Origin of the sequence: Acidovorax sp. Root568 (genome assembly GCF_001427445.1) — a bacterium.
Lineage (GTDB): Bacteria > Pseudomonadota > Gammaproteobacteria > Burkholderiales > Burkholderiaceae_C > Acidovorax > Acidovorax delafieldii.
This window is the reverse complement of the sequence record NZ_LMGP01000001.1, coordinates 1-21,965: the sequence shown is the minus strand read 5'-3', so window position 1 is coordinate 21,965 and position 21,965 is coordinate 1. Positions and strand designations below refer to the sequence as shown.

Below are 21,965 nucleotides of genomic sequence, written 5' to 3'. Positions count from 1 at the left end.
CCATTGCATTCAATTTCATCGAGGAGAAAACCATGACATTCCAACGCACCCTGATCGCCGCCTGCGCCGCCGGTCTGATGGCTACCACCGCTTTTGCCATGACCCCTGCGGAACACAAGGCCGCCAAGGACAGCATCTCGGCGGACTACAAGATGAACAAGCAAAAATGCGATGCCCTCAAGGCCAACGCCAAGGACATCTGTATGAAGGAAGCCAAGGGCACCGAAGACGTGGCCAAGGCCGAGCTCGAAGCCCAGTACAAGCCCAGCGCCAAGGCCAGCCAGAAGGTGGCTGAAGCCCGTGCCGACGCCGCCTACGCTGTCGCCAAGGAAAAGTGCGACGACCTGACCGGCAACGCCAAGGACGTGTGCGTGAAGGATGCCAAGGCCGAACATGTGAAGGCCAAGGAAAACGCCAAGGTGGCCGCGGCCCAGGCCAAGCCTGCAGACACAGCGGCCGAGAAGGCCGCCAACATGGCCGAGGCGCGCAAGGACGCCACCGCCGAGAAGAATGAAGCCAACTACAAGGCTGCCAAGGAGCGCTGCGAGACGATGACTGGCGACCTCAAGTCCAAGTGTGTGGACGACGCCAAGCGCATGTACGGCCAGAGCTGATGGGGCGGGCGCTGGGCGCCCAAGTCCCTTGCACCACCAGGCCCTGACCGCCGCACGCGGTGCAGGGCCTGGCTGCGTATGGCGTTGCCATGACCTGCATCAACACCCGGCCGGGCTGGGGCTTCTAAGCTCGCACCTTCGTTTAATCTGCCCGCCCAAGGAGTCCCATGGCCCACCTCGAATGGTCTGATGCGTTGAACCTCGACCTGCCCCTGATGGATGACACCCACCGGGAGTTTGTCGACTTGCTGGCCGCCGTGGACCAGGCCGGTGACGCGGACCTGCTGCCCCGCTGGCGCGCGCTGGTGGAGCATACCGAGGAGCATTTCGGGCAGGAAGACGACTGGATGGCCTCCACCCGATTTGCATCGGGCAACTGCCACAGCATGCAGCACAAGGTGGTGCTGCAGGTGATGCGTGAAGGCACGGCCCGCGCCGAACAGGGCGACCTGAAGGTGCTGCGCGTCATGGCCAGCGAGCTGGCGCTGTGGTTTCCGCAGCATGCGCAGAGCATGGATGCCTCGCTGGCCCTGCACCTGCGCCGTGTGGGGTTTGACCCTGTGACCGGCGTGGTGCACGCTCCCGGTGCGTTGCCGGGTGCGTTGATTCACGGTTGCGGTGGGGCCACGTGTTCGGACGCCGACGCCCCGGGTGCCAGCGAGCCCGCTGCCCAACGCGATATCGCGCCCGCTGTGGCTGCCTGACCGCGACACAGCTGCGCTGTCCGCCCGCAGCGGCAAGCGCCAGCAGACGCTGAACGAACAAACGAGAGGCAGGCACTGCAGGGCCAGAGCACCACTCTGGCGTGACCCAGGGGCCATCGGGCTTCCACCCGTGCAGCCGTCCTGCTTGTGTGGCATGCTGCCCCATCTCAAGGCAATTGGGGGCGGCGCGGCCGCTTCGCATCATGGCCGACACCACCCCTCCCGACGACCCCTGCGACGACACGGCCCGTCTCCAGGCCCTGCAGCGCTACGGCATTCTCGACACGCCCATGGAGCCCGCCTACGACGAGCTGGCCGACCTGGCGGGCTACGTGTGCGAAGCGCCCGTGGCATTGATCAGCCTGCTGGACAGCCAGCGCCAGTGGTTCAAGGCCGCCCGTGGGTTTGCGCTGCGGGAAACCCCGCTGAGCGAGTCGGTGTGCCGCTATGCCATCCGCCAGTCCGGCGTCTTCATCGTGCCCGACCTGGCACAAGACCCGCGCTTTGCGCACTATGCGATCGTCACGCAGAAGAATCCCCTGCGCTTTTACGCCGGGGCGCCGCTGGTCACGCCCGATGGTTTTGTGCTGGGCACGCTGTGCGTGCTGGACCACCGGCCGCGCGAGCTGTCTGCCAAGGTGCAGGACCTGCTCAGTGCCCTGGCGCGCCAGGTGATCCGGCTGCTGGAACTCAAGCGCGCCAACGACCGTCAGGGCCAGATGCTGATGGAGCTGGAGGCGGCCCGCCACCAGATGGACGTGCTCGCCCACACCGATGTGCTGACCGGCCTGGCCAACCGCCGCTCGTTCACCGATCGCCTGCGCCAGGAATGGGCACTGCTGCAGCGCGGCAATGAGCCAGCCAGCCTGTTGATGATGGACCTGGACCACTTCAAGCGCGTGAACGATGTGTACGGCCACCATGTGGGTGACCAGGCGCTGCAGCTGTTTGCCACCCTGTGCCGCGATGTCTTCCGCGCCGCCGATGTGCTGGGGCGCTGGGGGGGCGAGGAGTTTCTGGCCCTGTTGCCCGCCACCGGGCTCGACCAGGCACAGGTGGTGGCCGAGCGTGTGCATGCGACGCTGGCCGCCCACCCGCTGCCCGGCATCGAGCCGGCGCTGGTGCTGTCGGTCAGCATGGGGCTTACCCTGTTCGACCCGCTGCGCCCGCTGGACATCACCCTGCGCCTGCTGGACTCTGCGCTCTACACCGCCAAGCGCGAGGGGCGCAGCCGCACCGTGGTGGTGTAGCTGCTCTGCTTTTGATAGCTGCTGGCGCATATTGCACTAGCGCTACCCCCCATTTTTACTAAAAACTGTGCCCCAGGGGCCTGCGCACGGCCCTTGGGGCACCTTCAGAACTCCGGCCGGCGCGGCAACAGCAAGGCCGCTGTGCGCCACGCCAGGTCGCGCAGCGCCCGGCGCAGGGCGGGCGAATCTGCAGCGCCGCTTGCAGGCCCTCCGTGGCTGTGGTCCGCCTCGGCACGGTGGGGGCAAAAGGCTGCGTCCAGCACCTGCTGCTTGGCGCAGTGCAAGGCCAGCCGGTCCTGCGACCGCAGGGCCGCCATCAACTGGTCGCGGTGGCGCTGCACGCGGGCCGATTCGGCGGCGGTCAGCGCAGGGCCCCTTGCGGGGCCGGTGCTGGCGGGCGGCGTCAGGGCCTGGGCCTGCGCCAGGTACTGGGCCCAGCGGGTGGTCTGCGCGGCGGCGTTCATGCAGCCTCCGCGCGGGGGGCTGCGGGGCGCTGCATGGGCGGCATGGTGGGGCGCGGGGGCGTGCCGCCTTGCGACAGGCCGTACCAGTTCACCTTGCGCGTCAGCACCATCACCGCTGCCAGCACCAGGAAGAGCGCAATCGCACCCACCACCAGCGCTGTCTGCTCGAGCTGCAGCAGTACGTATAGCAGGCCATACAGCAGCGCAATGCCCGCCCCCAGTGGCACACCGCGCGTGAGCCCGCCCAGCATGTGGCTGGCGTAATAGGCCAGCAGCAGCACACACGCGCTCGCGGCCACCGCGTACGAAATGCCAAACGTCAGGTGCTCCGACAGGCTCACCAGCAGCAGGAAGAAGCTGCACAGCGCGCTGCCCACCAGCAGGTACTGCACCGGGTGCACGCGCAGCTTTTTCATCAGCTCGAACAGGCCCACGGCCACGAAGGTGAGGGCGATGAACAGCACACCGTACTTGGTCGCGCGGTCCGACAGGGAATAGGGATTCACCGGATCGATGAAGGCCACGCTGAAGCTGTCGGCGCAGTCGCCCGGCGTGGCCCCGCTGTGTGCATAGTCGCTGCCCTCATCCGCGCCCAGGCAGATGCGCTTGCCGTTCGCAATGTCGGCCTGCGCCGTGGTGGCCAGCGACGACAGGCGCCACTGGGCCGAAAAGCCGGTCTTCTTGACCTCGCGTTCCGAAGGCAGAAAGCGCCCGGCGAACGACGGGTGGGGCCAGCTGCTGGTCATCAGCACCTCGGTGTTGCCCCCCAGCGGCACGATGGCCAGGCGCTCGGTGCCCACCAGTTCCAGGTCCAGCGTGGCGGTCAGGCCATCGGCCTTGCCACGCACGGATTCGGGCAGCACCGCGTGCAGGCCCCGGCTGTAGGTGGGGTGGAAGGTGCCGGGCTTGAGCGCAAGCGCCTGGCTGCCCATGGTGAACTGCGCGGTGCGGATGCCGCGCGCGTCGCCTACGGCCATCATCACGATGGGCGCGCCGCAGTGCATGCGCGAATTCTTCATGCTGTTCTGCGGCAGCAGGCTGGCCAGCGAACCCCATTGCGCCGTCACGTTGGCCTTGAGGTTGTAGGTGTTCACCTTGTGCAGCCCGCGTGCGCGTTCCTCCATCGCGGCGCCGGTGGTGAGCTTGAGCTGCTCGGGCATGGCGGTCAGGATGAACTCGCGGCGCCTTTCGACCATGCGGCGCTCCTCGCCCTTGCCGACTTCTTCATCCCAGCTTTCCACGCAGGCGCTGTGGATCATGGGGCCCATCAGCGTCTGCGGCCCGGCCAGGCTCTCGGCCACGCTTTGTGCGGTGATGCTGCGGTAGCGCAGCCGGTCGCGCACCACGTCTTCGATCAGGCCCAGGCCAAAGAGCAGCAACACGGTGATGGCGGTCAGCGCCGCCAGCTTGGTGAACAAGGGGTGTTTGAACAAAAGATCCTCCACAAGTGACTGTTGTGGAGGCAGTGTTGTGGCGCGCTGTGAGGGCGCTATGAAGTTTGTGAGGCCAGTGTGAAGTGGGGATCGCTGGCGGTGGCTTTCGCTGCTCAGGCGGCGCGGTACACCAGCTCCACCCGTAGCCCCGGTGCCGTGTTGCGCGCCACCATCTGCCCGCCGTGCAGCGCCATCACGCGCTGCACAATCGCCAGCCCCAGGCCCGATCCGCTGCGCTCGCCGCCCGGTCTTGCGGTGGTGAAGAAGCGCTCGCCCAGGCGCGGCAGCGCGTAGTCGGGCACGCCGGGGCCGCTGTCTTGCACGGCCACCGTGGCGCCGTCCAGTTCCACCCGCACCGTGCTGCCTGCGGGCGCAAAGTCGATCGCGTTGTCCAGCAGGTTGGTCAGCGCCAGCGTCACCAGTTCGGCCTCCCACGGGCCGCTGGTGCCGTGGCCGCTCAGCGCCAGGGTGATGCCGCGCTGCCCGGCGCGGGCGCGGGTCTGGGCAATGGCGGCCTCGGCGCAGTCGTGCAGTGCCACGGGCGCGCGGCCTTCGGCGTGCTGGCGCTGCTCCAGCTTGGACAGCTCCAGCAGCCGGTCGATGATGCGCTGCAGGCGTTCGCTTTGCTGCACCACCTGGGTCGCAAACTCGGCGCGGTCGGCGGCGGGCAGCTCGTCCTGCAGCAGCTCGCCCGCGCCCCGGATGGCGGCCACGGGGCTTTTGAGCTCGTGCGTGAGCGCGCGTACATAGCCCTCGATGTAGTCGCGCCCCTCCAGCCGCGCGCGCATGCGGTCCATGGCGCGGGCCAGGTCGCCCAGCTCGCCGGGCACCTCGGGCACGGCCAGGGCCGTGGGGGGCGGAAGGTTCGGGTCGTGGCGTTCGCCGTCGGCCGGGCCCTGCACGCTCAGTGCGTAGTCGCGCAGGCGGCGCACGTTCCACACCATCCACAGCGTCACTGCCACCCCCACGGCGGCCGACAGCGCCAGCAGCAACAGCCCGCCCATGAACACCTTGCGCTCGGCCCGGTCGATGAAGCGCTGCACCGTGCGCGTGGGCTTGGCCACGGTGAGTACACCCGCGATCTGGCTTTTGACGTAGATGGGCGCGGCCACATGCATCACGCCGCTGGTGTCGTCATCTTCCACATCGCGCGTAGAGCGCGCGCCGTACTCGCCGCGCAGCGTGCGGGCTACGTCGCGCCACTGCGAATAATCGGCACCGATGGCGCGGTTTTCGGAGTCGAACAGCACGCGCCCCGTGGTGTCGGTCACATAGATGCGGTAGTCGAGCGACTGCTTGGAAAAGCCCCAGATCGCCGCGTCGATGGGCCGCGTGGCGTAGCGGCGCACGTGCTGGGCAAACGGACTGGTGCTGCTGTTGTTGGCCTGTGCTGCCAGCCGCCCGGCGGCCAGGTCTTCGCTGGCCAGCTCGGCCAGGATGTTGGCCGTGTCCACCATCATGTCTTCCATCACCTCGCGCACGCTGGGCTTGATCTCGGCCATGAACACGCGCAGCACAAAGAACGCGGCGATGCCGTTGATGAGGAAGAAGGCGAACAGCAGGCGGATGCCGAGGCGCATGGTGCGTTACTTCAAAAACAATAGCTGTCAGCGCTTTTCGGATGGGCGCTGGCAGCCAATTTGGCTTCAGATGTCCAGGCAGTAACCCATGCCCCGGTGGGTACTGATGTACTCGCGCGCCGGGTCCAGCTCGCGCAGCTTGGCGCGCAGGGTTTTGATGTGGGTGTCCACCGTGCGGTCGGTGCTTTCGCTGTCGTCGCCCCAGGCGGCGGCCAGCAAGGCGTCGCGCGAATGGATGCGGCCTGCGCCGCGCAGCAGGTGGGACAGCAGGCGGTACTCGCGCCGCGTCAGCGGCAGGGCCTGGCCGCGCAGGCTGATGCGCTGGCCCGTCTCGTCGTCGTGGAACAGCGCGGCGGCCGTGGCGGCGGGCGCTGCCGGGTGGCCGTTGCCGTTGCCGTTGCCGTGGCCCGCGCGGCGCAGCAGCGCCTTCACGCGCGCGGCCAGTTCGCGCGGGCTGAAGGGTTTGGTGAGGTAGTCGTCGGCGCCCAGTTCCAGGCCCAGCACGCGGTCGATTTCTTCGCCGTGGGCGCTGAGCATCAGCACGGGCAGGGCGGCGGTGGGCGCGGTGTTGCGCACATCGCGCAGCAGGTCCAGGCCGCTGCCGTCGGGCAGGCCCACGTCCAGCACCAGCAGGTCAAACCGTGCGCTCTGCAGCTGCTGGCGCGCGTCGTGCACCAGCAGGCTGTGCGTGACGGTCAGGCCATCGCGCTCCAGCGCATAGGCCACCGTGCGGGCGATGGCAGGGTCGTCTTCGAGCAGCAGCAGGCGGGCGGACATGGAGGGTCAGCGTGCGACGAGGATGGGGAACAGCTTGCCCAGCCCGTCGGCCATCACTTCCACGGCCAGCGCAGCCAGGATGAGGCCCATGAGGCGGGTCATCACATTGATGCCGGTCTTGCCCAGCACGCGCGCAATGGGGTCGGCCAGCGCAAAGCACACGGCCGTGGCCAGCGCGATGACCACGCCGTAGCCCACCAGCGCGGCGTGTTGCCAGAAGGTCTGGGCGCGGTCGGCATAAATCACCACGGTGGACATGCTGGCCGGGCCGGTGAGCAGCGGAATGGTGAGCGGCACCACGGCAATGCTGCTGCCGGCGGCGGCCTTTTCGGCGCCTTCTTCATATTCGTTGGTGCTGGGCTTGGCCTCGGCGGGCTGGGCGTTGAGCATATTCATCGCGCTGATGAGCAGCAACATGCCGCCGCCCACCTGGAAGCTCTGCAGCGAGATGTTGAAGAAGTCGAGGATCTGCAGGCCCAGCAGCGCACAGGCGGCAATCACGCAGAACACGCTGAAGCTGGCTACCTGGATGGTGCGGCGCCGCTGCGGGTACGAGAAGCCCTGCGTGTAGTGGATGAAGAACGGCACGATGGCCAGCGGGTTCACGATGGCCAGCAGGGTGATCAGGGGTTTGAGGTCCATCAGGGCGCTCCCAAGGGCAAGTGGGCAGGGTGGTTCTTCGGGGGGCTCAGGCCAACGACAGATGAGGGTGGCGCAGCCCGGGCTGTGCGCGAGTATGCGGTGTTTTCTGCGCCGTTTGGCGGCCAAGCATGCTGCATTGCAGCGTGCCTGCCACGGGTGGCTCCGGGCCTTCTCTCCTAGCGCCCGCCCGACACATCCATCAAGGTGGCGGTGGTGTAGCTCGCTGCGGGTGACATCAGCCAGACGATGGCCTCGGCCACCTCGTCGGCCGTGCCGCCGCGCAACATGGGCACCTGGTGCGAGAGGTCGCGCACGCGGTCGGGCAGCCCGCCGCTGGCGTGGATGTCGGTCTCGATCAGGCCCGGGCGCACGGCGTTCACGCGGATGCCCTCGGCCGCCACCTCGCGCGCCAGGCCGATGGTGAAGGTGTCGATGGCGCCCTTGGCGGCCGCGTAGTCCACATACTGGTGGGCCGAGCCCAGTCGCGAGGCGGCGCTGGACACATTGACGATGGCACCGCCGCTGCCGCCGTGGCGCGTGCTCATGCGCCGCACGGCCTCGCGGGCGCAGACGATGCTGCCGATCACGTTGGTGTCGAACATGCGGCGCAGGCGTTCGGTGCTCATTTCGTCCACCCGGGCGGTCACGTCCACCACGCCGGCGTTGTTGACCAGGGCGCTGATGCGGCCCAGCTGCGTGTCCACGGCCTGGAACATGGCCAGGATGTCGGCTTCGTTCGCCACGTCGCCCTGCACCGCGATGGCGGTGCCGCCGTTTGCCCGGATGGCATCGACCACGGCCTGCGCAGCGGCCTCGTTGGCGAGGTAGTTGACGGCCACGGCCCAGCCATGTTTTGCGGCCAGTCGTGCGGTGGCGGCGCCAATGCCCCGGCTGGCGCCAGTGATTAGTGCGATCTTCTCCATGGGGTGGGGTCTCCTGCAAGAATGGCGCATTGGAACAGGTTCTGCCCCCCGCAGCGCAGCGCCCGCACCCATAGCGCGGACCCTCTGCGCACCATACGTACCAAATCCAAGGAGCATTCAGCATGGGACAGTTTGTCGATCTGACGTCGAGTGACGGTTTTGTGGCCCCCGCCTGGGTCGCCAGGCCCGAGGGCAGCCCCCGTGGCGCCGTGGTGGTGCTGCAAGAAATTTTTGGCGTGAACTCGCACATCCGTTCGGTGGCCGACCGCTACGCAGCCAGCGGCTACCTGGCCGTGGCGCCGTCCACCTTCCACCGCGTCAAGCAAGGGGTGGAGCTGGGCTACACCGGTGACGACATGCAGGCCGGCATGGGCCTGAAGGCCGCGGTCGAGGCCCTGCCTGCCCCGGGCGTGCTGCCCGACATCCAGGCCGCCATCGATTACGCCGCGCAGCAAAGCGGCGGCAAGGTGGGCATCGTGGGCTACTGCTGGGGCGGCCTGCTGACCTGGCGCTCGGCCTGCCAGCTGCAGGGCCTGTCGGCCGCTGTGCCGTACTACGGCGGCGGCGTGACCACGCCGGAAGAAGTGGCCCGCACCCCTAAGGTGCCGGTGCTGGCCCACTTTGGCGAGCGCGACCACTGGATTCCGCTCGATAGCGTGCAGGCCTTCGGCAAGGCCCACCCGGAGGTCGAAGTGCATGTGTACGCCGCCGACCACGGCTTCAACTGCGACCAGCGCGGCAGCTACGACGAGGCCGCCGCCAACACGGCGCGCGAGCGCACCTTGGCCTTCTTTGCCAAGCACCTGGGCTGAACCGCCCCAGTGACAGAGACGGCGACACGATAGCGAACGACAAATGGGGGTGGTCATGGCGGATTTCAGGCGTTTTTGGTCCCAAGCGCTAGTCCGTTATGCGCTGGCAGCTTTGGGTTTGATAGCGTTGAGCGCCACCACCCACGCGGCCGACTACACCGGCCCCTTGTTCGACGCCCACCTGCACTACAACGAGGAAGCCTGGGATGGCCGCTCCGGCCCGCACCCACCCGCCGATGTGCTGGCGCGCATGAAGGCCAGCGGCGTGCGCGCCATCGTGGCCAACTCGCGGCCCAATGCCGGGTCGCTCACCCTGGCGGGCCTGCCGCAGACCCGTGAGGCCGGTGTGGCGGTGGTGCCGTTTGTGCGGCTGTACCGCAACCGCGCCGACTACACCGGCTGGTTTGCCGACGACACCATCTACGACATGGTGCAGACGGAACTGGCCCGGGGCACACCGGCCGGCCCGTACCGGGGCCTGGGCGAATTCCACCTGTACGACAGCGCCAACGCCAACGGCCCCGTCGCCAAAAAGCTCATGGCCCTGGCCGAGCAGCGGGACCTGATGGTGCTGGCCCATGTGGACGACACCGCCATCGACCTGCTGATGGCCAACACCCCGTCCCAAGGCCAGAAGGCCCGGCTGATCTGGGCCCACACCGGCATTGGCGGCGCGCCTGTGGAGCGGGTGGACGCCCTGATGGCCCGCTACCCGGGCCTGGTGGGCGAACTCTCGTACCGTCCCGGCCTGGTGTGCGACGACAACCAGCTGTGCCCCGCCTGGCGAGTGCTGCTGCTCAAGTACCCCACGCGCTTCGTGATCGGCTCGGACACCTGGGTCAACCAGCGCTGGCAACACTACGAAAGCCTGATGCAGGGCTACCGCCAGTGGCTGGGCGGCCTGCCCGCCGATGTGGCGCGCAAGGTGGCGTGGGATAACGCGGCGGGGCTGTTTGGGGTGGCCAGGCCATAAGGCACTGGAACGCATGACCCTTCCTGTTTTTGGGTGACGCACGCTGATACGGGCGCTGACCCAAGCCAGGGATGCCAAGCAAGGGCCGCCCCGCAGCGAGGGCATCGTCCCCCTTCCCGGCGAAGCCGAGAGAAGGGGGAAGGCCCGAAGGGCCTCAGGGGGATGTTCCTATCTTGTCCTCGCCAGATACCGCTTGCGCCAGAACAGCAGCACCAGCGACACCGCGATGAACACCATCGACCCCATGGCCCACCAGAAGCCATCGGCCTTGTGCACCAGTGGAATGAACTCGAAGTTCATCCCGAAAATGCCCGCGATCAGGTTCAGCGGCAAAAACACGGCCGTGAGCGCCGTGAGGGTGCGCATGATGTCGTTGGTGCGGTTGCTCTGCACCGAAAAGTGCATCTGCACGGCGGTTTCGGTGCTCTGCTCCAGGCGCCGCACGTGGTGCACCACGCGCTCGATGTGCTCCAGCACGTCGCGGCTGCGCACCTTGAGCAGGTCCAGCTCGCGCAGGCCCGCCGGCGTGTCGGGCAGGGCCCAGGTTTCCAGCGCGTCGATCCAGTCCTGCACGGCGGTGCGCTGGTCTTCGCAGATCTCGTCGAGCATGTGCAGCGACAGGCGCGCTTCGAGCAGCGAGGTCCAGTTCACGTACCGCGCGCGGGGCTTGAGCAGTTCGGTCTGCCAGTGGTCCAGCTGGCGGGTGAGCTCGCGGCGCAGGTCCAGGTAGCCGTCCACCATCTGGTTGACCACGCGCAGCATCAGGTCGGCGGGGCTGGTGGGCAGGCGTGCGCCCGAGATCGGGCTGCTGCGGCCCTCGCCCATGCCGGGGCTGGCGTGGGCGTTGCCGTGAGCGTGGCTGGCATTGTTGGCGCTGCTGGTTCCGTTGCCGATTCCATTGCTGTTGGCCGGGGTGGCCGCCAGCAGCCGCGTCGCGTAGGCATCGCGCACCGCGCAGTCGGTGGGGTGCACGGTCAGCAGCAGCTGGTCGAACACCGCAAACCCCACGGGGCTGGTGTCGATGCGCCGCAGCACGGGCGGGCCGCTGCGCTTGACGGGGGCGTTGGGGTTGTTGTCAGGCTCGGCGGCAACGGCCGGTGTGGCGGGGGCAGCAGGCCCAGGCTGCCCGGCCTGCGCAGCATCGCCCTGCACCGTTGCCAGGCGGCGGAACACCAGCAGGTCGTACTGCGAGGTGTAGTCGTAGTGCGAGGGCAGCTGGGCGTTGAGCAGGTCGGACACATGCAGGTCCACCAGCTGCAGCCCGATGAGCGCCTGCAGGCGGCCCTGGATCTCGGCGAGCCGCGCCTGAAAGGCCGGACGCGCGCAGGCGATCCAGAGGAAACCCTGCGCCGGCATCTGGGCGGGCAGGGCTGTCAGCTCCTGCACGCCGCTGCTGTGGATGTGAAAGATGCGCATGGACACCGTGGTTTCAGTCAAAAGCGCCGGTAGCGCTAGTGGAATATGCGCTGACAGCTATTATTTTTGTAGCTTGCGTGCCACGTCGCGCGCAAAGTAGGTCAGCACGCCGTCGGCGCCTGCGCGCTTGAAGGCCAGCAGGCTTTCCATCATCACGGCGTCGTGGTCCAGCCAGCCGTTGGCGGCAGCGGCCTTGATCATGGCGTACTCGCCGCTCACCTGGTAGGCAAAGGTGGGCACGTGGAACTCGTCCTTCACGCGGCGCACGATGTCCAGGTAGGGCATGCCGGGTTTCACCATCACCATGTCGGCGCCTTCGGCGATGTCGATGGCCACTTCGCGCAGGGCCTCGTCGCTGTTGCCGGGGTCCATCTGATACACGTTCTTGTCGGCCTTGCCCAGGGCGCCGCGCGTGCCCACCGCGTCGCGGAACGGGCCGTAGAAGGCGCTGGCGTATTTGGCGCTGTAGGCCATGATGCGGGTGTGGATGTGGCCCTGCACCTCCAGCGCCTCGCGGATCGCGCCAATGCGGCCGTCCATCATGTCGCTGGGGGCGACGATGTCCACGCCCGCCTCGGCATGCGTGAGCGCCTGGCCAGTGAGGATCTCCACCGTCTCGTCGTTGATGATGTAGCCGGTCTCGTCCAGCACGCCGTCCTGGCCGTGGCTGGTGTAGGGGTCCAGCGCCACGTCGGTCATCACGCCCAGGTCGGGAAACTCCTTCTTCAGCGCCCGCACCACGCGCGGGATCAGGCCGTCGGGGTTCAGGGCTTCCTTGCCATCCGGTGTCTTGAGCGACGGGTCAATCGCCGGGAACAGCGCCAGCACCGGGATGCCCAGCTTCACGCAGTCCGCGGCCACGGGCAGCAACAGGTCCAGGCTCAGGCGGTCCACGCCGGGCATGGAGGTCACGGCCTCGCTGCGGTTCGTGCCCTCGTGCACGAACACGGGGTAGATCAGGTCGTCGGCGGTGACCACGTTCTCGCGCACCAGGCGGCGGGTGAAGGCATCGCGGCGCAGGCGGCGGGGGCGGTTCTGGGGGAAGGGGGCAGGGCTTTGGAGGTGCATCATCGGATTATGAAGCCCCCCTGTGGCGCTGCGCGCCTTCCCCCTGGAGGGGCGCCACCCCTGGACCGGCAAAGCCGGATCCACGGTGGCACTGGCAGGGGTCGGTGGCGGTGGTTGGCGCTCTGTGGAAAAGCCGCTTGTAACCGCCCATGCCCAGTGCTAGATTGGTGCCGGGCGGCTTGCCGCCCCCCGCTTTTCCTCCCTGAGCGGGACTTGGGCTGCAGCGATGCGGCACAGGCTTTCCCGGCCCGGCGGATCTGCCGGGCTTTTTTTTGGGGTTGTCCCGTCGGAGTGGCGTAGGCCCGTAAACTGCCCCCATGCTCTGGGTCAAAGCCTTTCACATCGTTTTCGTGGCCAGCTGGTTTGCGGGCCTGTTCTACCTGCCGCGCATCTTCGTCAACCTGGCGATGGTGGCGCCCGGCTCGGCCGCCGAGCGCGACCGCCTGCTGCTCATGGCACGCAAGCTGATGCGCTTCACCACCCTGCTGGCCGTGCCCGCCATCGCACTGGGGCTGTGGCTGTGGCTGGGCTACGGCATCGGCCGGGGCCCCGGCAATGGCTGGATGCACGCCAAGCTGGCCGTGGTGGTGCTGGTCATCGGCTACCACCATGCGTGTAGCGTGCTGCTGCGCAAGCTGGCCGACGGCACCAGCCGCCGCAGCCATGTGTGGTTCCGCTGGTTCAACGAAGCGCCGGTGCTGCTGCTGCTGGTGGCCGTGGTGCTGGTGGTGGTCAAACCCTTCTGACGGAGACGCAGAGGGCGCATGCACAAAACCTCTGCCTGGCCGCTCGCGCTGACGTACACGGCGCTGATCGTTTTTGCCAGCCTGTTCCCGTTTGACGGGTGGCGCGAACAGGGCATCGACCCCCTGGTCTTTTTGTTTGCACGGATCCCCCCGCCTTACTGGACGGGGTTTGACGTGGCCACCAACCTCGTGGGCTACGCGCCCCTGGGCTTTTTGCTGGTGCTGGGCCTGTTGCGCTCGGGCTGGCGGCGTGTGCTGTGGGCGGTGGCGCTGGCCACGCTGGTGGGCACGCTGCTGTCGCTGTGCATGGAGTTTCTGCAGATCTACCTGCCCCGGCGCGTGCCCTCCAACCTGGACTTGGCGCTCAACGCGCTGGGCACGCTGGCCGGTGCGCTGAGCGCCGCGCTGCTGGAGCGGCTGGGGGCGCTGGACCGCTGGAGCGACTTCCGGGCGCGCTGGTTTGTGTCCGACGCTTCGGGCGGCATGGTGCTGCTGGCGCTGTGGCCGCTGGCGCTGCTGTTTCCGGCAGCGGTGCCCTTTGGCCTGGGCCAGGTGCTGGAGCGGCTGGAGGCCGCGCTCATCGACCTGCTGGCCGATACGCCGTTCCTGGAGTGGCTGCCGCTGCGCGAGACCGAGCTGGACCCGCTGTCACCCAGCGGCGAGCTGCTGTGCGTCACCCTGGGGCTGCTCATCCCCTGTCTGCTGGGGTATTGCGTGATCCGCCAGATGGGGCGGCGCGCCCTGTTTGCGCTCGCGGTGGTGGGGGTGGGCATTGTGCTGACCGCGCTGTCCGCCGCACTGAGCTGGGGCCCCGTGCACGCCTGGGAGTGGATGGACCTGCCCGTGCGCGTGGGCGTGTGGGCGGCGCTGGCGTTGGCCCTGCTGATGCTGGCCCTGCCGCGCCGTGCCTGCGCTGCCGTGCTGCTGCTGGCGCTCACCTGGCACCTAGCGCTGCTGAACCAGGCGCCCACCAGTGCCTACTTTGCCCAGACGCTGCAGATCTGGGAGCAGGGCCGTTTCATCCGCTTTTATGGTCTGGGCCAGTGGCTGGGCTGGCTGTGGCCCTACCTGACGCTGCTGTATGTGGTGTTTCGGGTGTCCCGGCGAGAGGGCGGGGCCTGAGTCGCAGGGCGATGGCCTCCGGCTTTCTGTGTGGCAGGACAGGGGCTTGGGGCGTGGCCTCGCCCGCTGGGAGAGGCAGGGGTCCTTAAAATGCAGGGATGAGCGACACCCCTTCCGCACCGGCCGCAGCGCCCGGTTACTACCAGCGCCACATCTTCTTCTGCCTCAACGAGCGCACCAACGGGGAAGACAGCTGCGCGCACCACAACGCACAGGCGGGTTTTGACCGCTGCAAGGCCCAGGTCAAGGCCGCCGGGCTGGCGGGTGCCGGCAAGGTGCGTGTGAACAAGGCCGGTTGCCTGGACCGTTGCGCGGGTGGCCCCGTGGCGGTGGTCTACCCCGAGGGCACCTGGTACACCTATGTGGATGCGGCGGACATCGACGAAATCGTCGAATCGCACCTCAAGAACGGCCAGGTGGTGGAACGTCTGGTCACGCCAGCGGAACTTGGCCGCTGAGCGCGGCTCCATCCCTGTCTTGGAACGATTTTGGCAGCAGGCGCTAGTGGATCATGCCCCTGTTGCTATTGATTGAGTAGCAAATCCGTGAATGCCCAGACCGAACGCCTGACCCTGTCCGGCCCCGCAGGCGCCATCGAGGCCGTGCGCGACAGCGCCACCCTGGCCGATGGCGCGGCGCCCCGTGGCGTCGCCATCATCGCCCACCCGCATCCGCTGTTTGGCGGCACCATGGACAACAAGGTGGTGCAGACCCTGGCGCGCGCGTTTGTGCAGTGTGGCTGGACGGCGGTGCGCTTCAACTTCCGCGGCGTGGGCGCCACGGCCGGCGTGTACGACGAAGGCCGGGGCGAGTTGCAGGACCTGCTGGCGGTGGTAGAGCAGGTGGCTCCCGCCGCCGAGGGGCAACCCCTGGCGCTTGCGGGGTTTTCTTTCGGTGCGTTTGTCACCAGCCATGCGCTGGAGGCACTGTGGCCCACGCAGCGCGTGCAGAAGGCCGTGCTGGTCGGCACGGCCGCCAGCCGCTTCACGGTGGCCCCGGTGCCGCCCGATGCCCACCTGCGCACGCTGGTCGTGCACGGCGAGCAGGACGACACCGTGCCGCTGTCCGCTGTGATGGACTGGGCCCGGCCCCAGATACTGCCTGTCACAGTCGTCCCCGCAGGCGGTCATTTCTTTCACGGACAATTGCCGCTTCTGAAGAACCTGGTGGTCCGCCACCTGCAATCGGGCGCCTGAGGGGCGCCGCCCGGACCGGCTCCGGCCGTCCGTCGTCTTCCCTCTCCCGCCGTCTCTCCCACCCTTTTTTCGAGCCTCTCCAGCCCCCTCCTGCCCCATGAAACGAATCCTGTCTGCGTTGCGATCCCTGGCCGTCTTTGCTGCGGTGGCCCCGGCTGCCTTTGGCGCCTTGGCCCAGGCACCCCAGCCCCCCGAAATCGCCGCGCGCACCTACCTGCTGGTGGATGTCACCGCCAACCAGGTGCTGGCCGCCAAGGACATCGACGCGCCGGTGGAGCAGGCCTCGCTCACCAAGCTCATGACGGGCTACCTGGTGTTCGACGCCCTGCGCTCCAAGAAGATCGCGCTGGACCAGAAGCTGCCCGTGAGCGTGCGCGCCTGGAAGATGCCCGGCTCGCGCATGTTCATCGACCCCAAGATGCAGGTGCCGGTCGAAGACCTCATCAAGGGCATGATCGTGCAGTCCGGCAACGACGCCACCATGGCCCTGGCCGAAGGCGTGGGCGGCACGGCTGAGAACTTCGTCAAGCTCATGAACGACCAGGCGCAGGCGCTGGGCATGAAGGGCACGAGCTACAAGAACCCCGAAGGCCTGACGGAGCCCGGCCACACCACCACGGCGCGCGACCTCTCCGTGCTGGCCATGCGGCTGATGAAGGACTTCCCGGAGTACATGCACTACTACTCCACCAAGCAGTACAGCTACCCGGGCACTCCGGCATCGAACGGCAGCAACCGCAATTCGCTGCTGTTCCGCGACCCCACGGTGGATGGCCTCAAGACCGGCCACACCGCTGCGGCGGGCTACTGCCTGGTGGCCACGTCCAAGCGTGAATTCCCCGGCGTGGGCCAGCGCCGTCTGCTGTCCATCGTGCTGGGTGCCGCGAGCGAAAACGCGCGCGCGAACGAAAGCCAGAAGCTGCTGAACTGGGGTTACACCGCGTTCGAGGCGGTCAAGTTGTTTGACGCAGGCAAGCCGGTGGCGACCCCTGCCGTCTGGAAGGGCAAGGACAGCGTGCTGAAGATCGGCCGCGAGGAGGCCATCGTGGTCGCCGTGCCCGCCGGCAGCGCTGGCAAGGTCACCACCCAGATCGCCCGCCCCGACCCGTTGGTGGCGCCTTACACCAAGGGTCAGGCCATTGGCACCCTCAAGGTCATGCTGGGCGACCAGTCCATCGGCGAAGTGCCCCTGGTGGCGCTGGAGGCGGTGGAGCAGGCCGGCATCCTGGGCCGTGCCTGGGATGCCATTCGCCTCTGGATCAAGTGACGCTGCCTTGCAGAAGGTGGCGAACCACTTCTGAAACCATAGCTGGCTGCGCAGGTCCGGCATATGTCGGGCCTGTTTTTCGCTCCTTTTGCGGCCAGTTCCTGTCAGATCACCGGGATGGCTGCAGGTGTCAGAAACTGCTGCAAGCCGCAGTGGGCTTGCCTTTCAGGGGGCATCCTGCTACATTAGAAGGCTTTTCGGAATTTCCGAAGGGATTCACGTTTTCGCTTTCACGAAGCAAATTCACGTTTAGGGACGTATTTCATGCCAACCATTAATCAACTGGTCCGTCAGGGGCGCGAGGTCGAAAAGACCAAGTCCAAGAGCCCTGCGATGGAAAACTCTCCACAGCGCCGTGGCGTGTGCACCCGTGTGTACACCACGACGCCTAAGAAGCCTAACTCCGCTCTGCGTAAGGTCGCCAAGGTGCGCCTGACCAACGGTTTTGAGGTGATCTCCTACATCGGCGGTGAAGGCCACAACCTGCAGGAACACAGCGTGGTGCTGGTTCGCGGCGGTCGTGTGAAGGACTTGCCCGGTGTGCGTTACCACATCGTGCGTGGCTCGCTGGACTTGCAAGGCGTGAAAGACCGCAAGCAAGCCCGCTCCAAGTACGGCGCGAAGAAGCCAAAGGCCAAGTAAGCCCTGGCCCTTTCGGTCTGAAGAATTTTCGGTGCTGTTTTTCCGCGTGGCGCGGAAGTGCAGCGTAGTGACCCCAAACGCAGGTGTTCTGCGCGGGTCGAGTAAGTGGGAGTCCAGAGATTGGCTCTCGCGGTGTCTGAAAAGATGCCAACTGAAGCAAAGATAGAGGTAAAAAATGCCACGTCGTCGCGAAGTCCCCAAACGTGAAATCCTGCCGGATCCCAAGTTCGGCAATGTAGAGCTGTCCAAATTCATGAACGTGATCATGGAAGGCGGCAAGAAGGCAGTTGCAGAGCGCATCATTTACGGCGCCCTGGAACTGATCGAGAAGAAGCACCCCGATAAGGACCCTCTGGAAGCCTTTACCGTTGCCATCAACAACGTGAAGCCCATGGTGGAAGTGAAGTCCCGCCGCGTGGGCGGTGCCAACTACCAAGTGCCCGTGGAAGTGCGCCCTGTCCGTCGTTTGGCCCTGTCCATGCGCTGGATCAAGGAAGCCGCCCGCAAGCGTGGTGAAAAGTCGATGGCCCAACGCCTGGCCAACGAACTGCTGGAAGCCACCGAAGGCCGTGGCGGCGCCATGAAGAAGCGTGACGAAGTGCACCGTATGGCCGAAGCCAACAAGGCATTCAGCCACTTCCGCTTCTAAATCGACGACCTTTCCTCGTCGCCAGACGCAAGGCTGCAAGCATTTTTGCCTGCAGCCTTGTGGCGATTGAGGTGGTCACAAAATTGACGGGTTGCAGCGCCACAATGGTCGCCCCGTCCCCCGAATAACACGACCCATCCAAGGATCCACCATGGCTCGCAAGACTCCCATCGAGCGCTACCGCAATATCGGTATCTCGGCCCACATTGACGCTGGCAAGACCACGACCACCGAACGTATCCTGTTCTACACGGGCGTGAGCCACAAGATTGGTGAAGTGCACGATGGCGCTGCCACCATGGACTGGATGGAGCAGGAACAAGAGCGTGGCATCACGATCACGTCCGCTGCCACGACCTGCTTCTGGAAAGGCATGGACAACTCTTACGAAGAGCACCGCTTCAACATCATCGACACCCCCGGCCACGTGGACTTCACGATCGAAGTGGAGCGTTCGATGCGCGTGCTCGACGGCGCCTGCATGGTGTATTGCGCTGTGGGTGGCGTGCAGCCCCAGTCGGAAACCGTTTGGCGCCAGGCCAACAAGTACAAGGTGCCTCGTCTGGCCTTTGTGAACAAGATGGACCGTACCGGTGCCAACTTCTTCAAGGTCTATGACCAGATGAAGCTGCGCCTGAAGGCCAACCCCGTGCCCGTGGTGATCCCGATCGGTGCCGAAGACAAGTTCACCGGCGTGGTCGATCTGCTCAAGATGAAGGCCATCCTGTGGGATGAAGCGTCGCAGGGCATGAAGTTCAGCTACGAAGAAATCCCGGCTGACCTGGTGGAATCCGCCAAGGAATGGCGTGAAAAGATGGTGGAAGCTGCTGCCGAAGCCTCTGAAGAGCTGATGAACAAGTACCTGGAAGAGGGCGACCTCTCCGAAGCCGAAATCAAGTTCGGCCTGCGTACGCGCACCATCGCCACGGAAATCCATCCCATGCTGTGTGGCACCGCGTTCAAGAACAAGGGCGTGCAGCGCATGCTGGACGCCGTGATTGACTACCTGCCAGCACCGACGGACATTCCTGATGTGACGGGCACGGACGAAGACGAAAACCCAGTCACCCGCAAGGCGGATGACAACGAGAAGTTCTCGGCCCTGGCATTCAAGCTGATGACTGACCCCTTCGTGGGCCAGTTGACCTTCGTGCGCGTGTACTCCGGCGTGCTGAGCAAGGGTGACACCGTTTACAACCCGATCAAGGGCAAGAAAGAACGTATCGGCCGTATCGTGCAGATGCACGCCAACGAGCGTCAGGAAGTCGAAGAAATCCGCGCTGGCGACATTGCTGCCTGTGTGGGCCTGAAGGACGTGACCACCGGTGAAACGCTGAGTGATCTCGATTCCCAGATCATTCTGGAGCGCATGGTGTTCCCTGAGCCTGTGATCACCCAGGCCGTGGAACCCAAGACCAAGGCCGACCAGGAAAAGATGGGCATCGCTCTGCAGCGCCTGGCTGCAGAAGATCCATCGTTCCGCGTGAAGACCGATGAAGAATCGGGCCAGACGCTGATCGCCGGCATGGGCGAGCTGCACCTGGAAATCATCGTGGACCGCATGAAGCGTGAATTCGGCGTGGAAGCCAACGTGGGCAAGCCCCAGGTTGCTTACCGCGAAACCATCCGCAAGACGGTGGAAGAAGCCGAAGGCAAGTTCGTGCGCCAGTCTGGCGGTAAGGGCCAATACGGCCACGTTGTGCTCAAGATCGAACCCAACGAAGCCGGCAAGGGCAACGAGTTCGTCGATGCCATCAAGGGCGGTGTGGTGCCTCGTGAATTCATCCCGGCCGTGGAAAAGGGTTTCAACGAAGCCGTCACGCAAGGCGTGCTGGCCGGTTACCCCGTGGTGGACGTCAAGGTCACGCTGCACTTCGGTTCGTACCACGATGTGGACTCGAACGAACTGGCGTTCAAGATGGCTGCCATCTTCGGCTTCAAGGAAGGCTGCAAGAAGGCCGGTCCGGTCATTCTGGAACCCATGATGGCCGTGGAAGTGGAAACGCCTGAAGACTACGCCGGCAACGTGATGGGCGACCTGTCCAGCCGCCGCGGCATGGTGCAGGGCATGGACGACATCCCAGGCGGTGGCAAGGCCATCAAGGCCGAAGTGCCCCTGTCCGAAATGTTCGGCTACTCCACGACCCTGCGCTCCATGTCGCAAGGTCGCGCTACCTACACGATGGAATTCAAGCACTACAGCGAAGCCCCTCGCAACGTGTCTGAAGCCATCATGGCCGCGCGCGCCAAGTAAGTAAGCACTTCGCCCGGGCCCTCGTGGTCCGGGCTTTGTTTTGTCTGCGATCCGGTGCCACTCTGTTCCCTGTGCGGAGTGAATCAGCAACCAGATGCAGACGTAAAACCACTACACAGGGATTGCTCTTTGGAGAATTGAAATGGCAAAAGGTAAGTTTGAACGCACCAAGCCCCACGTGAACGTGGGCACGATCGGTCACGTGGACCATGGCAAGACGACGCTGACGGCAGCTATCGCTACCGTGCTGTCCGCCAAGTTCGGGACCAAGCCCCACGTGAACGTGGGCACGATCGGTCACGTGGACCATGGCAAGACGACGCTGACGGCAGCTATCGCTACCGTGCTGTCCGCCAAGTTCGGCGGCGAAGCCAAGGCCTACGACCAGATCGACGCTGCGCCCGAAGAAAAGGCCCGCGGTATCACGATCAACACCGCCCACGTGGAATACGAAACGGCCAACCGCCACTACGCTCACGTGGACTGCCCCGGTCACGCCGACTATGTGAAGAACATGATCACCGGTGCTGCCCAGATGGACGGCGCTATCCTGGTCTGCTCCGCTGCTGACGGCCCAATGCCCCAGACCCGCGAGCACATCCTGCTGGCTCGCCAAGTGGGCGTGCCTTACATCATCGTGTTCCTGAACAAGTGCGACATGGTGGACGACGAAGAACTGCTGGAACTCGTCGAAATGGAAGTGCGTGAACTCCTGGACAAGTACGACTTCCCAGGCGACGACACCCCCATCATCCGTGGCTCCGCCAAGCTCGCCCTGGAAGGCGACAAGGGCAAGCTGGGTGAAGAAGCCATCATGAAGCTGGCCGAAGCTCTGGACACCTACATCCCCACGCCAGAGCGCGCTGTGGACGGTGCCTTCCTGATGCCCGTGGAAGACGTGTTCTCCATCTCCGGCCGCGGCACCGTGGTGACCGGTCGCGTGGAACGCGGCATCATCAAGGTCGGCGAAGAAATCGAAATCGTGGGTATCCGCGACACGCAAAAGACCATCTGCACCGGCGTGGAAATGTTCCGCAAGCTGCTGGACCAAGGCCAAGCTGGCGACAACGTCGGCCTGCTGCTGCGCGGTACCAAGCGCGAAGACGTGGAGCGTGGCCAAGTGCTGTGCAAGCCCGGCTCGATCAAGCCCCACACCCACTTCACGGCTGAGGTGTATGTGTTGAGCAAGGACGAAGGCGGTCGCCACACTCCTTTCTTCAACAACTACCGTCCCCAGTTCTACTTCCGCACGACCGACGTGACTGGCGCCATCGAGCTGCCAGCCGACAAGGAAATGGTCATGCCTGGTGACAACGTGTCGATCACTGTGAAGCTGATCAACCCCATCGCCATGGAAGAAGGTCTGCGCTTCGCTATCCGCGAAGGCGGCCGTACCGTGGGCGCTGGCGTCGTGGCCAAGATCATTGCTTAAT

The 21,965-nt window shown here is 65.9% G+C and carries 22 protein-coding genes; 14 read left to right on the top strand and 8 right to left on the bottom strand.

All coding sequences use genetic code 11. The annotated features are described in order from the left end of the window. The first annotated feature begins 32 nt into the window (after positions 1-32). The 3 genes from ASD75_RS00110 to ASD75_RS00100 all read left to right on the top strand — a co-directional run bounded on the left by ASD75_RS00110 (position 33) and on the right by ASD75_RS00100 (position 2,568). A complete protein-coding gene (locus tag ASD75_RS00110) occupies positions 33-614 on the top strand; it encodes a hypothetical protein (protein ID WP_056742117.1) in 582 nt (193 codons plus the stop codon). Positions 615-781: 167 nt separating this feature from the next. Further along, positions 782-1,318 (top strand): hemerythrin domain-containing protein, encoded by a 537-nt coding sequence (locus tag ASD75_RS00105; protein WP_056742115.1) that lies wholly within the window; start codon positions 782-784, stop codon positions 1,316-1,318. A 203-nt stretch (positions 1,319-1,521) separates the two neighbouring features. Beyond that, positions 1,522-2,568 (top strand): sensor domain-containing diguanylate cyclase, encoded by a 1,047-nt coding sequence (locus ASD75_RS00100; RefSeq protein ID WP_056742113.1) that lies wholly within the window; start codon positions 1,522-1,524, stop codon positions 2,566-2,568. A 104-nt stretch (positions 2,569-2,672) separates the two neighbouring features. Here the strand turns inward: ASD75_RS00100 and ASD75_RS00095 are convergent, their stop codons facing one another. The 6 genes from ASD75_RS00095 to ASD75_RS00070 all read right to left on the bottom strand — a co-directional run bounded on the left by ASD75_RS00095 (position 2,673) and on the right by ASD75_RS00070 (position 8,387). Next, on the bottom strand, positions 2,673-3,032 hold the full coding sequence (locus ASD75_RS00095) for a hypothetical protein (RefSeq protein ID WP_082564823.1): 360 nt from the start codon (positions 3,030-3,032) through the stop codon (positions 2,673-2,675). After that, positions 3,029-4,465, bottom strand: coding sequence for a cell envelope integrity protein CreD (creD, locus tag ASD75_RS00090; protein WP_056742110.1), 1,437 nt, complete (start codon positions 4,463-4,465; stop codon positions 3,029-3,031). Before creD ends, ASD75_RS00095 begins: the two co-directional genes overlap by 4 nt. Positions 4,466-4,578: 113 nt before the next feature. Continuing rightward, the gene (gene creC, locus ASD75_RS00085; protein ID WP_056742108.1) at positions 4,579-6,045 is read right to left on the bottom strand and encodes a two-component system sensor histidine kinase CreC; all 1,467 of its coding nucleotides are present in this window, start codon (positions 6,043-6,045) and stop codon (positions 4,579-4,581) included. Between the two features lie 66 nt (positions 6,046-6,111). Then, positions 6,112-6,822 carry a winged helix-turn-helix domain-containing protein gene (locus ASD75_RS00080; RefSeq protein ID WP_056742105.1) on the bottom strand — a complete coding sequence of 237 codons (711 nt, stop codon included), beginning with the start codon at positions 6,820-6,822 and terminating at the stop codon, positions 6,112-6,114. A 6-nt stretch (positions 6,823-6,828) separates the two neighbouring features. Then, entirely contained in the window at positions 6,829-7,464 is a 636-nt protein-coding gene (locus ASD75_RS00075; protein WP_055402029.1) for a MarC family protein, read from the bottom strand. A 176-nt stretch (positions 7,465-7,640) separates the two neighbouring features. Beyond that, a complete protein-coding gene (locus ASD75_RS00070) occupies positions 7,641-8,387 on the bottom strand; it encodes an SDR family oxidoreductase (protein WP_056742104.1) in 747 nt (248 codons plus the stop codon). A 122-nt stretch (positions 8,388-8,509) separates the two neighbouring features. Here ASD75_RS00070 and ASD75_RS00065 point away from each other — a divergent pair, with 122 nt between their 5' ends. Beyond that, positions 8,510-9,199, top strand: coding sequence for a dienelactone hydrolase family protein (locus ASD75_RS00065; protein WP_056742102.1), 690 nt, complete (start codon positions 8,510-8,512; stop codon positions 9,197-9,199). Between the two features lie 55 nt (positions 9,200-9,254). Continuing rightward, a complete protein-coding gene (locus ASD75_RS00060; protein WP_056743104.1) occupies positions 9,255-10,172 on the top strand; it encodes an amidohydrolase family protein in 918 nt (305 codons plus the stop codon). 168 nt (positions 10,173-10,340) lie between these two features. Here ASD75_RS00060 and ASD75_RS00055 read toward each other — a convergent pair whose 3' ends face one another. Then, positions 10,341-11,588 (bottom strand): magnesium transporter CorA family protein, encoded by a 1,248-nt coding sequence (locus tag ASD75_RS00055; protein WP_200947543.1) that lies wholly within the window; start codon positions 11,586-11,588, stop codon positions 10,341-10,343. Between the two features lie 60 nt (positions 11,589-11,648). After that, entirely contained in the window at positions 11,649-12,656 is a 1,008-nt protein-coding gene (gene hemB / locus ASD75_RS00050) for a porphobilinogen synthase (RefSeq protein WP_056057768.1), read from the bottom strand. Between the two features lie 317 nt (positions 12,657-12,973). Between hemB and ASD75_RS00045 the strand changes: the two genes are divergently transcribed. From ASD75_RS00045 to tuf, 9 genes are all read left to right on the top strand, one after another. Beyond that, the gene (locus tag ASD75_RS00045; RefSeq protein WP_015012180.1) at positions 12,974-13,402 is read left to right on the top strand and encodes a CopD family protein; all 429 of its coding nucleotides are present in this window, start codon (positions 12,974-12,976) and stop codon (positions 13,400-13,402) included. A gap of 18 nt (positions 13,403-13,420) precedes the next feature. Next, a complete protein-coding gene (locus ASD75_RS00040) occupies positions 13,421-14,524 on the top strand; it encodes a VanZ family protein (RefSeq protein WP_056742097.1) in 1,104 nt (367 codons plus the stop codon). 98 nt (positions 14,525-14,622) lie between these two features. After that, positions 14,623-14,982 (top strand): ferredoxin, encoded by a 360-nt coding sequence (locus tag ASD75_RS00035; RefSeq protein WP_015012182.1) that lies wholly within the window; start codon positions 14,623-14,625, stop codon positions 14,980-14,982. 87 nt (positions 14,983-15,069) lie between these two features. Continuing rightward, a complete protein-coding gene (locus ASD75_RS00030) occupies positions 15,070-15,720 on the top strand; it encodes an alpha/beta hydrolase (protein ID WP_056742095.1) in 651 nt (216 codons plus the stop codon). 97 nt (positions 15,721-15,817) lie between these two features. After that, positions 15,818-16,987 carry a D-alanyl-D-alanine carboxypeptidase family protein gene (locus ASD75_RS00025; RefSeq protein WP_056057545.1) on the top strand — a complete coding sequence of 390 codons (1,170 nt, stop codon included), beginning with the start codon at positions 15,818-15,820 and terminating at the stop codon, positions 16,985-16,987. A gap of 264 nt (positions 16,988-17,251) precedes the next feature. After that, positions 17,252-17,629 (top strand): 30S ribosomal protein S12, encoded by a 378-nt coding sequence (rpsL, locus tag ASD75_RS00020; RefSeq protein WP_015012185.1) that lies wholly within the window; start codon positions 17,252-17,254, stop codon positions 17,627-17,629. Positions 17,630-17,804: 175 nt separating this feature from the next. After that, positions 17,805-18,278 (top strand): 30S ribosomal protein S7, encoded by a 474-nt coding sequence (gene rpsG / locus ASD75_RS00015; RefSeq protein WP_005798541.1) that lies wholly within the window; start codon positions 17,805-17,807, stop codon positions 18,276-18,278. A 151-nt stretch (positions 18,279-18,429) separates the two neighbouring features. After that, a complete protein-coding gene (fusA, locus tag ASD75_RS00010; protein WP_056742093.1) occupies positions 18,430-20,532 on the top strand; it encodes an elongation factor G in 2,103 nt (700 codons plus the stop codon). A 142-nt stretch (positions 20,533-20,674) separates the two neighbouring features. After that, positions 20,675-21,964, top strand: a complete 1,290-nt coding sequence (gene tuf / locus ASD75_RS00005; protein WP_156400913.1) for an elongation factor Tu — start codon at positions 20,675-20,677, stop codon at positions 21,962-21,964. The last annotated feature ends 1 nt before the right edge of the window (position 21,965 follow it).

Bases quoted from the DNA above. Each gene is read 5' to 3' on its own strand.
- ASD75_RS00110 (WP_056742117.1), top strand. From the start codon at position 33: ATGACATTCCAACGCACCCTGATCGCCGCCTGCGCCGCCGGTCTGATG.
- ASD75_RS00105 (WP_056742115.1), top strand. From the start codon at position 782: ATGGCCCACCTCGAATGGTCTGATGCGTTGAACCTCGACCTGCCCCTG.
- ASD75_RS00100 (WP_056742113.1), top strand. From the start codon at position 1,522: ATGGCCGACACCACCCCTCCCGACGACCCCTGCGACGACACGGCCCGT.
- ASD75_RS00095 (WP_082564823.1), bottom strand. From the start codon at position 3,032: ATGAACGCCGCCGCGCAGACCACCCGCTGGGCCCAGTACCTGGCGCAG.
- creC (WP_056742108.1), bottom strand. From the start codon at position 6,045: ATGCGCCTCGGCATCCGCCTGCTGTTCGCCTTCTTCCTCATCAACGGC.
- ASD75_RS00080 (WP_056742105.1), bottom strand. From the start codon at position 6,822: ATGTCCGCCCGCCTGCTGCTGCTCGAAGACGACCCTGCCATCGCCCGC.
- ASD75_RS00075 (WP_055402029.1), bottom strand. From the start codon at position 7,464: ATGGACCTCAAACCCCTGATCACCCTGCTGGCCATCGTGAACCCGCTG.
- ASD75_RS00070 (WP_056742104.1), bottom strand. From the start codon at position 8,387: ATGGAGAAGATCGCACTAATCACTGGCGCCAGCCGGGGCATTGGCGCC.
- ASD75_RS00065 (WP_056742102.1), top strand. From the start codon at position 8,510: ATGGGACAGTTTGTCGATCTGACGTCGAGTGACGGTTTTGTGGCCCCC.
- ASD75_RS00060 (WP_056743104.1), top strand. From the start codon at position 9,255: ATGGCGGATTTCAGGCGTTTTTGGTCCCAAGCGCTAGTCCGTTATGCG.
- ASD75_RS00055 (WP_200947543.1), bottom strand. From the start codon at position 11,588: ATGCGCATCTTTCACATCCACAGCAGCGGCGTGCAGGAGCTGACAGCC.
- hemB (WP_056057768.1), bottom strand. From the start codon at position 12,656: ATGCACCTCCAAAGCCCTGCCCCCTTCCCCCAGAACCGCCCCCGCCGC.
- ASD75_RS00045 (WP_015012180.1), top strand. From the start codon at position 12,974: ATGCTCTGGGTCAAAGCCTTTCACATCGTTTTCGTGGCCAGCTGGTTT.
- ASD75_RS00040 (WP_056742097.1), top strand. From the start codon at position 13,421: ATGCACAAAACCTCTGCCTGGCCGCTCGCGCTGACGTACACGGCGCTG.
- ASD75_RS00035 (WP_015012182.1), top strand. From the start codon at position 14,623: ATGAGCGACACCCCTTCCGCACCGGCCGCAGCGCCCGGTTACTACCAG.
- ASD75_RS00025 (WP_056057545.1), top strand. From the start codon at position 15,818: ATGAAACGAATCCTGTCTGCGTTGCGATCCCTGGCCGTCTTTGCTGCG.
- rpsL (WP_015012185.1), top strand. From the start codon at position 17,252: ATGCCAACCATTAATCAACTGGTCCGTCAGGGGCGCGAGGTCGAAAAG.
- rpsG (WP_005798541.1), top strand. From the start codon at position 17,805: ATGCCACGTCGTCGCGAAGTCCCCAAACGTGAAATCCTGCCGGATCCC.
- fusA (WP_056742093.1), top strand. From the start codon at position 18,430: ATGGCTCGCAAGACTCCCATCGAGCGCTACCGCAATATCGGTATCTCG.
- tuf (WP_156400913.1), top strand. From the start codon at position 20,675: ATGGCAAAAGGTAAGTTTGAACGCACCAAGCCCCACGTGAACGTGGGC.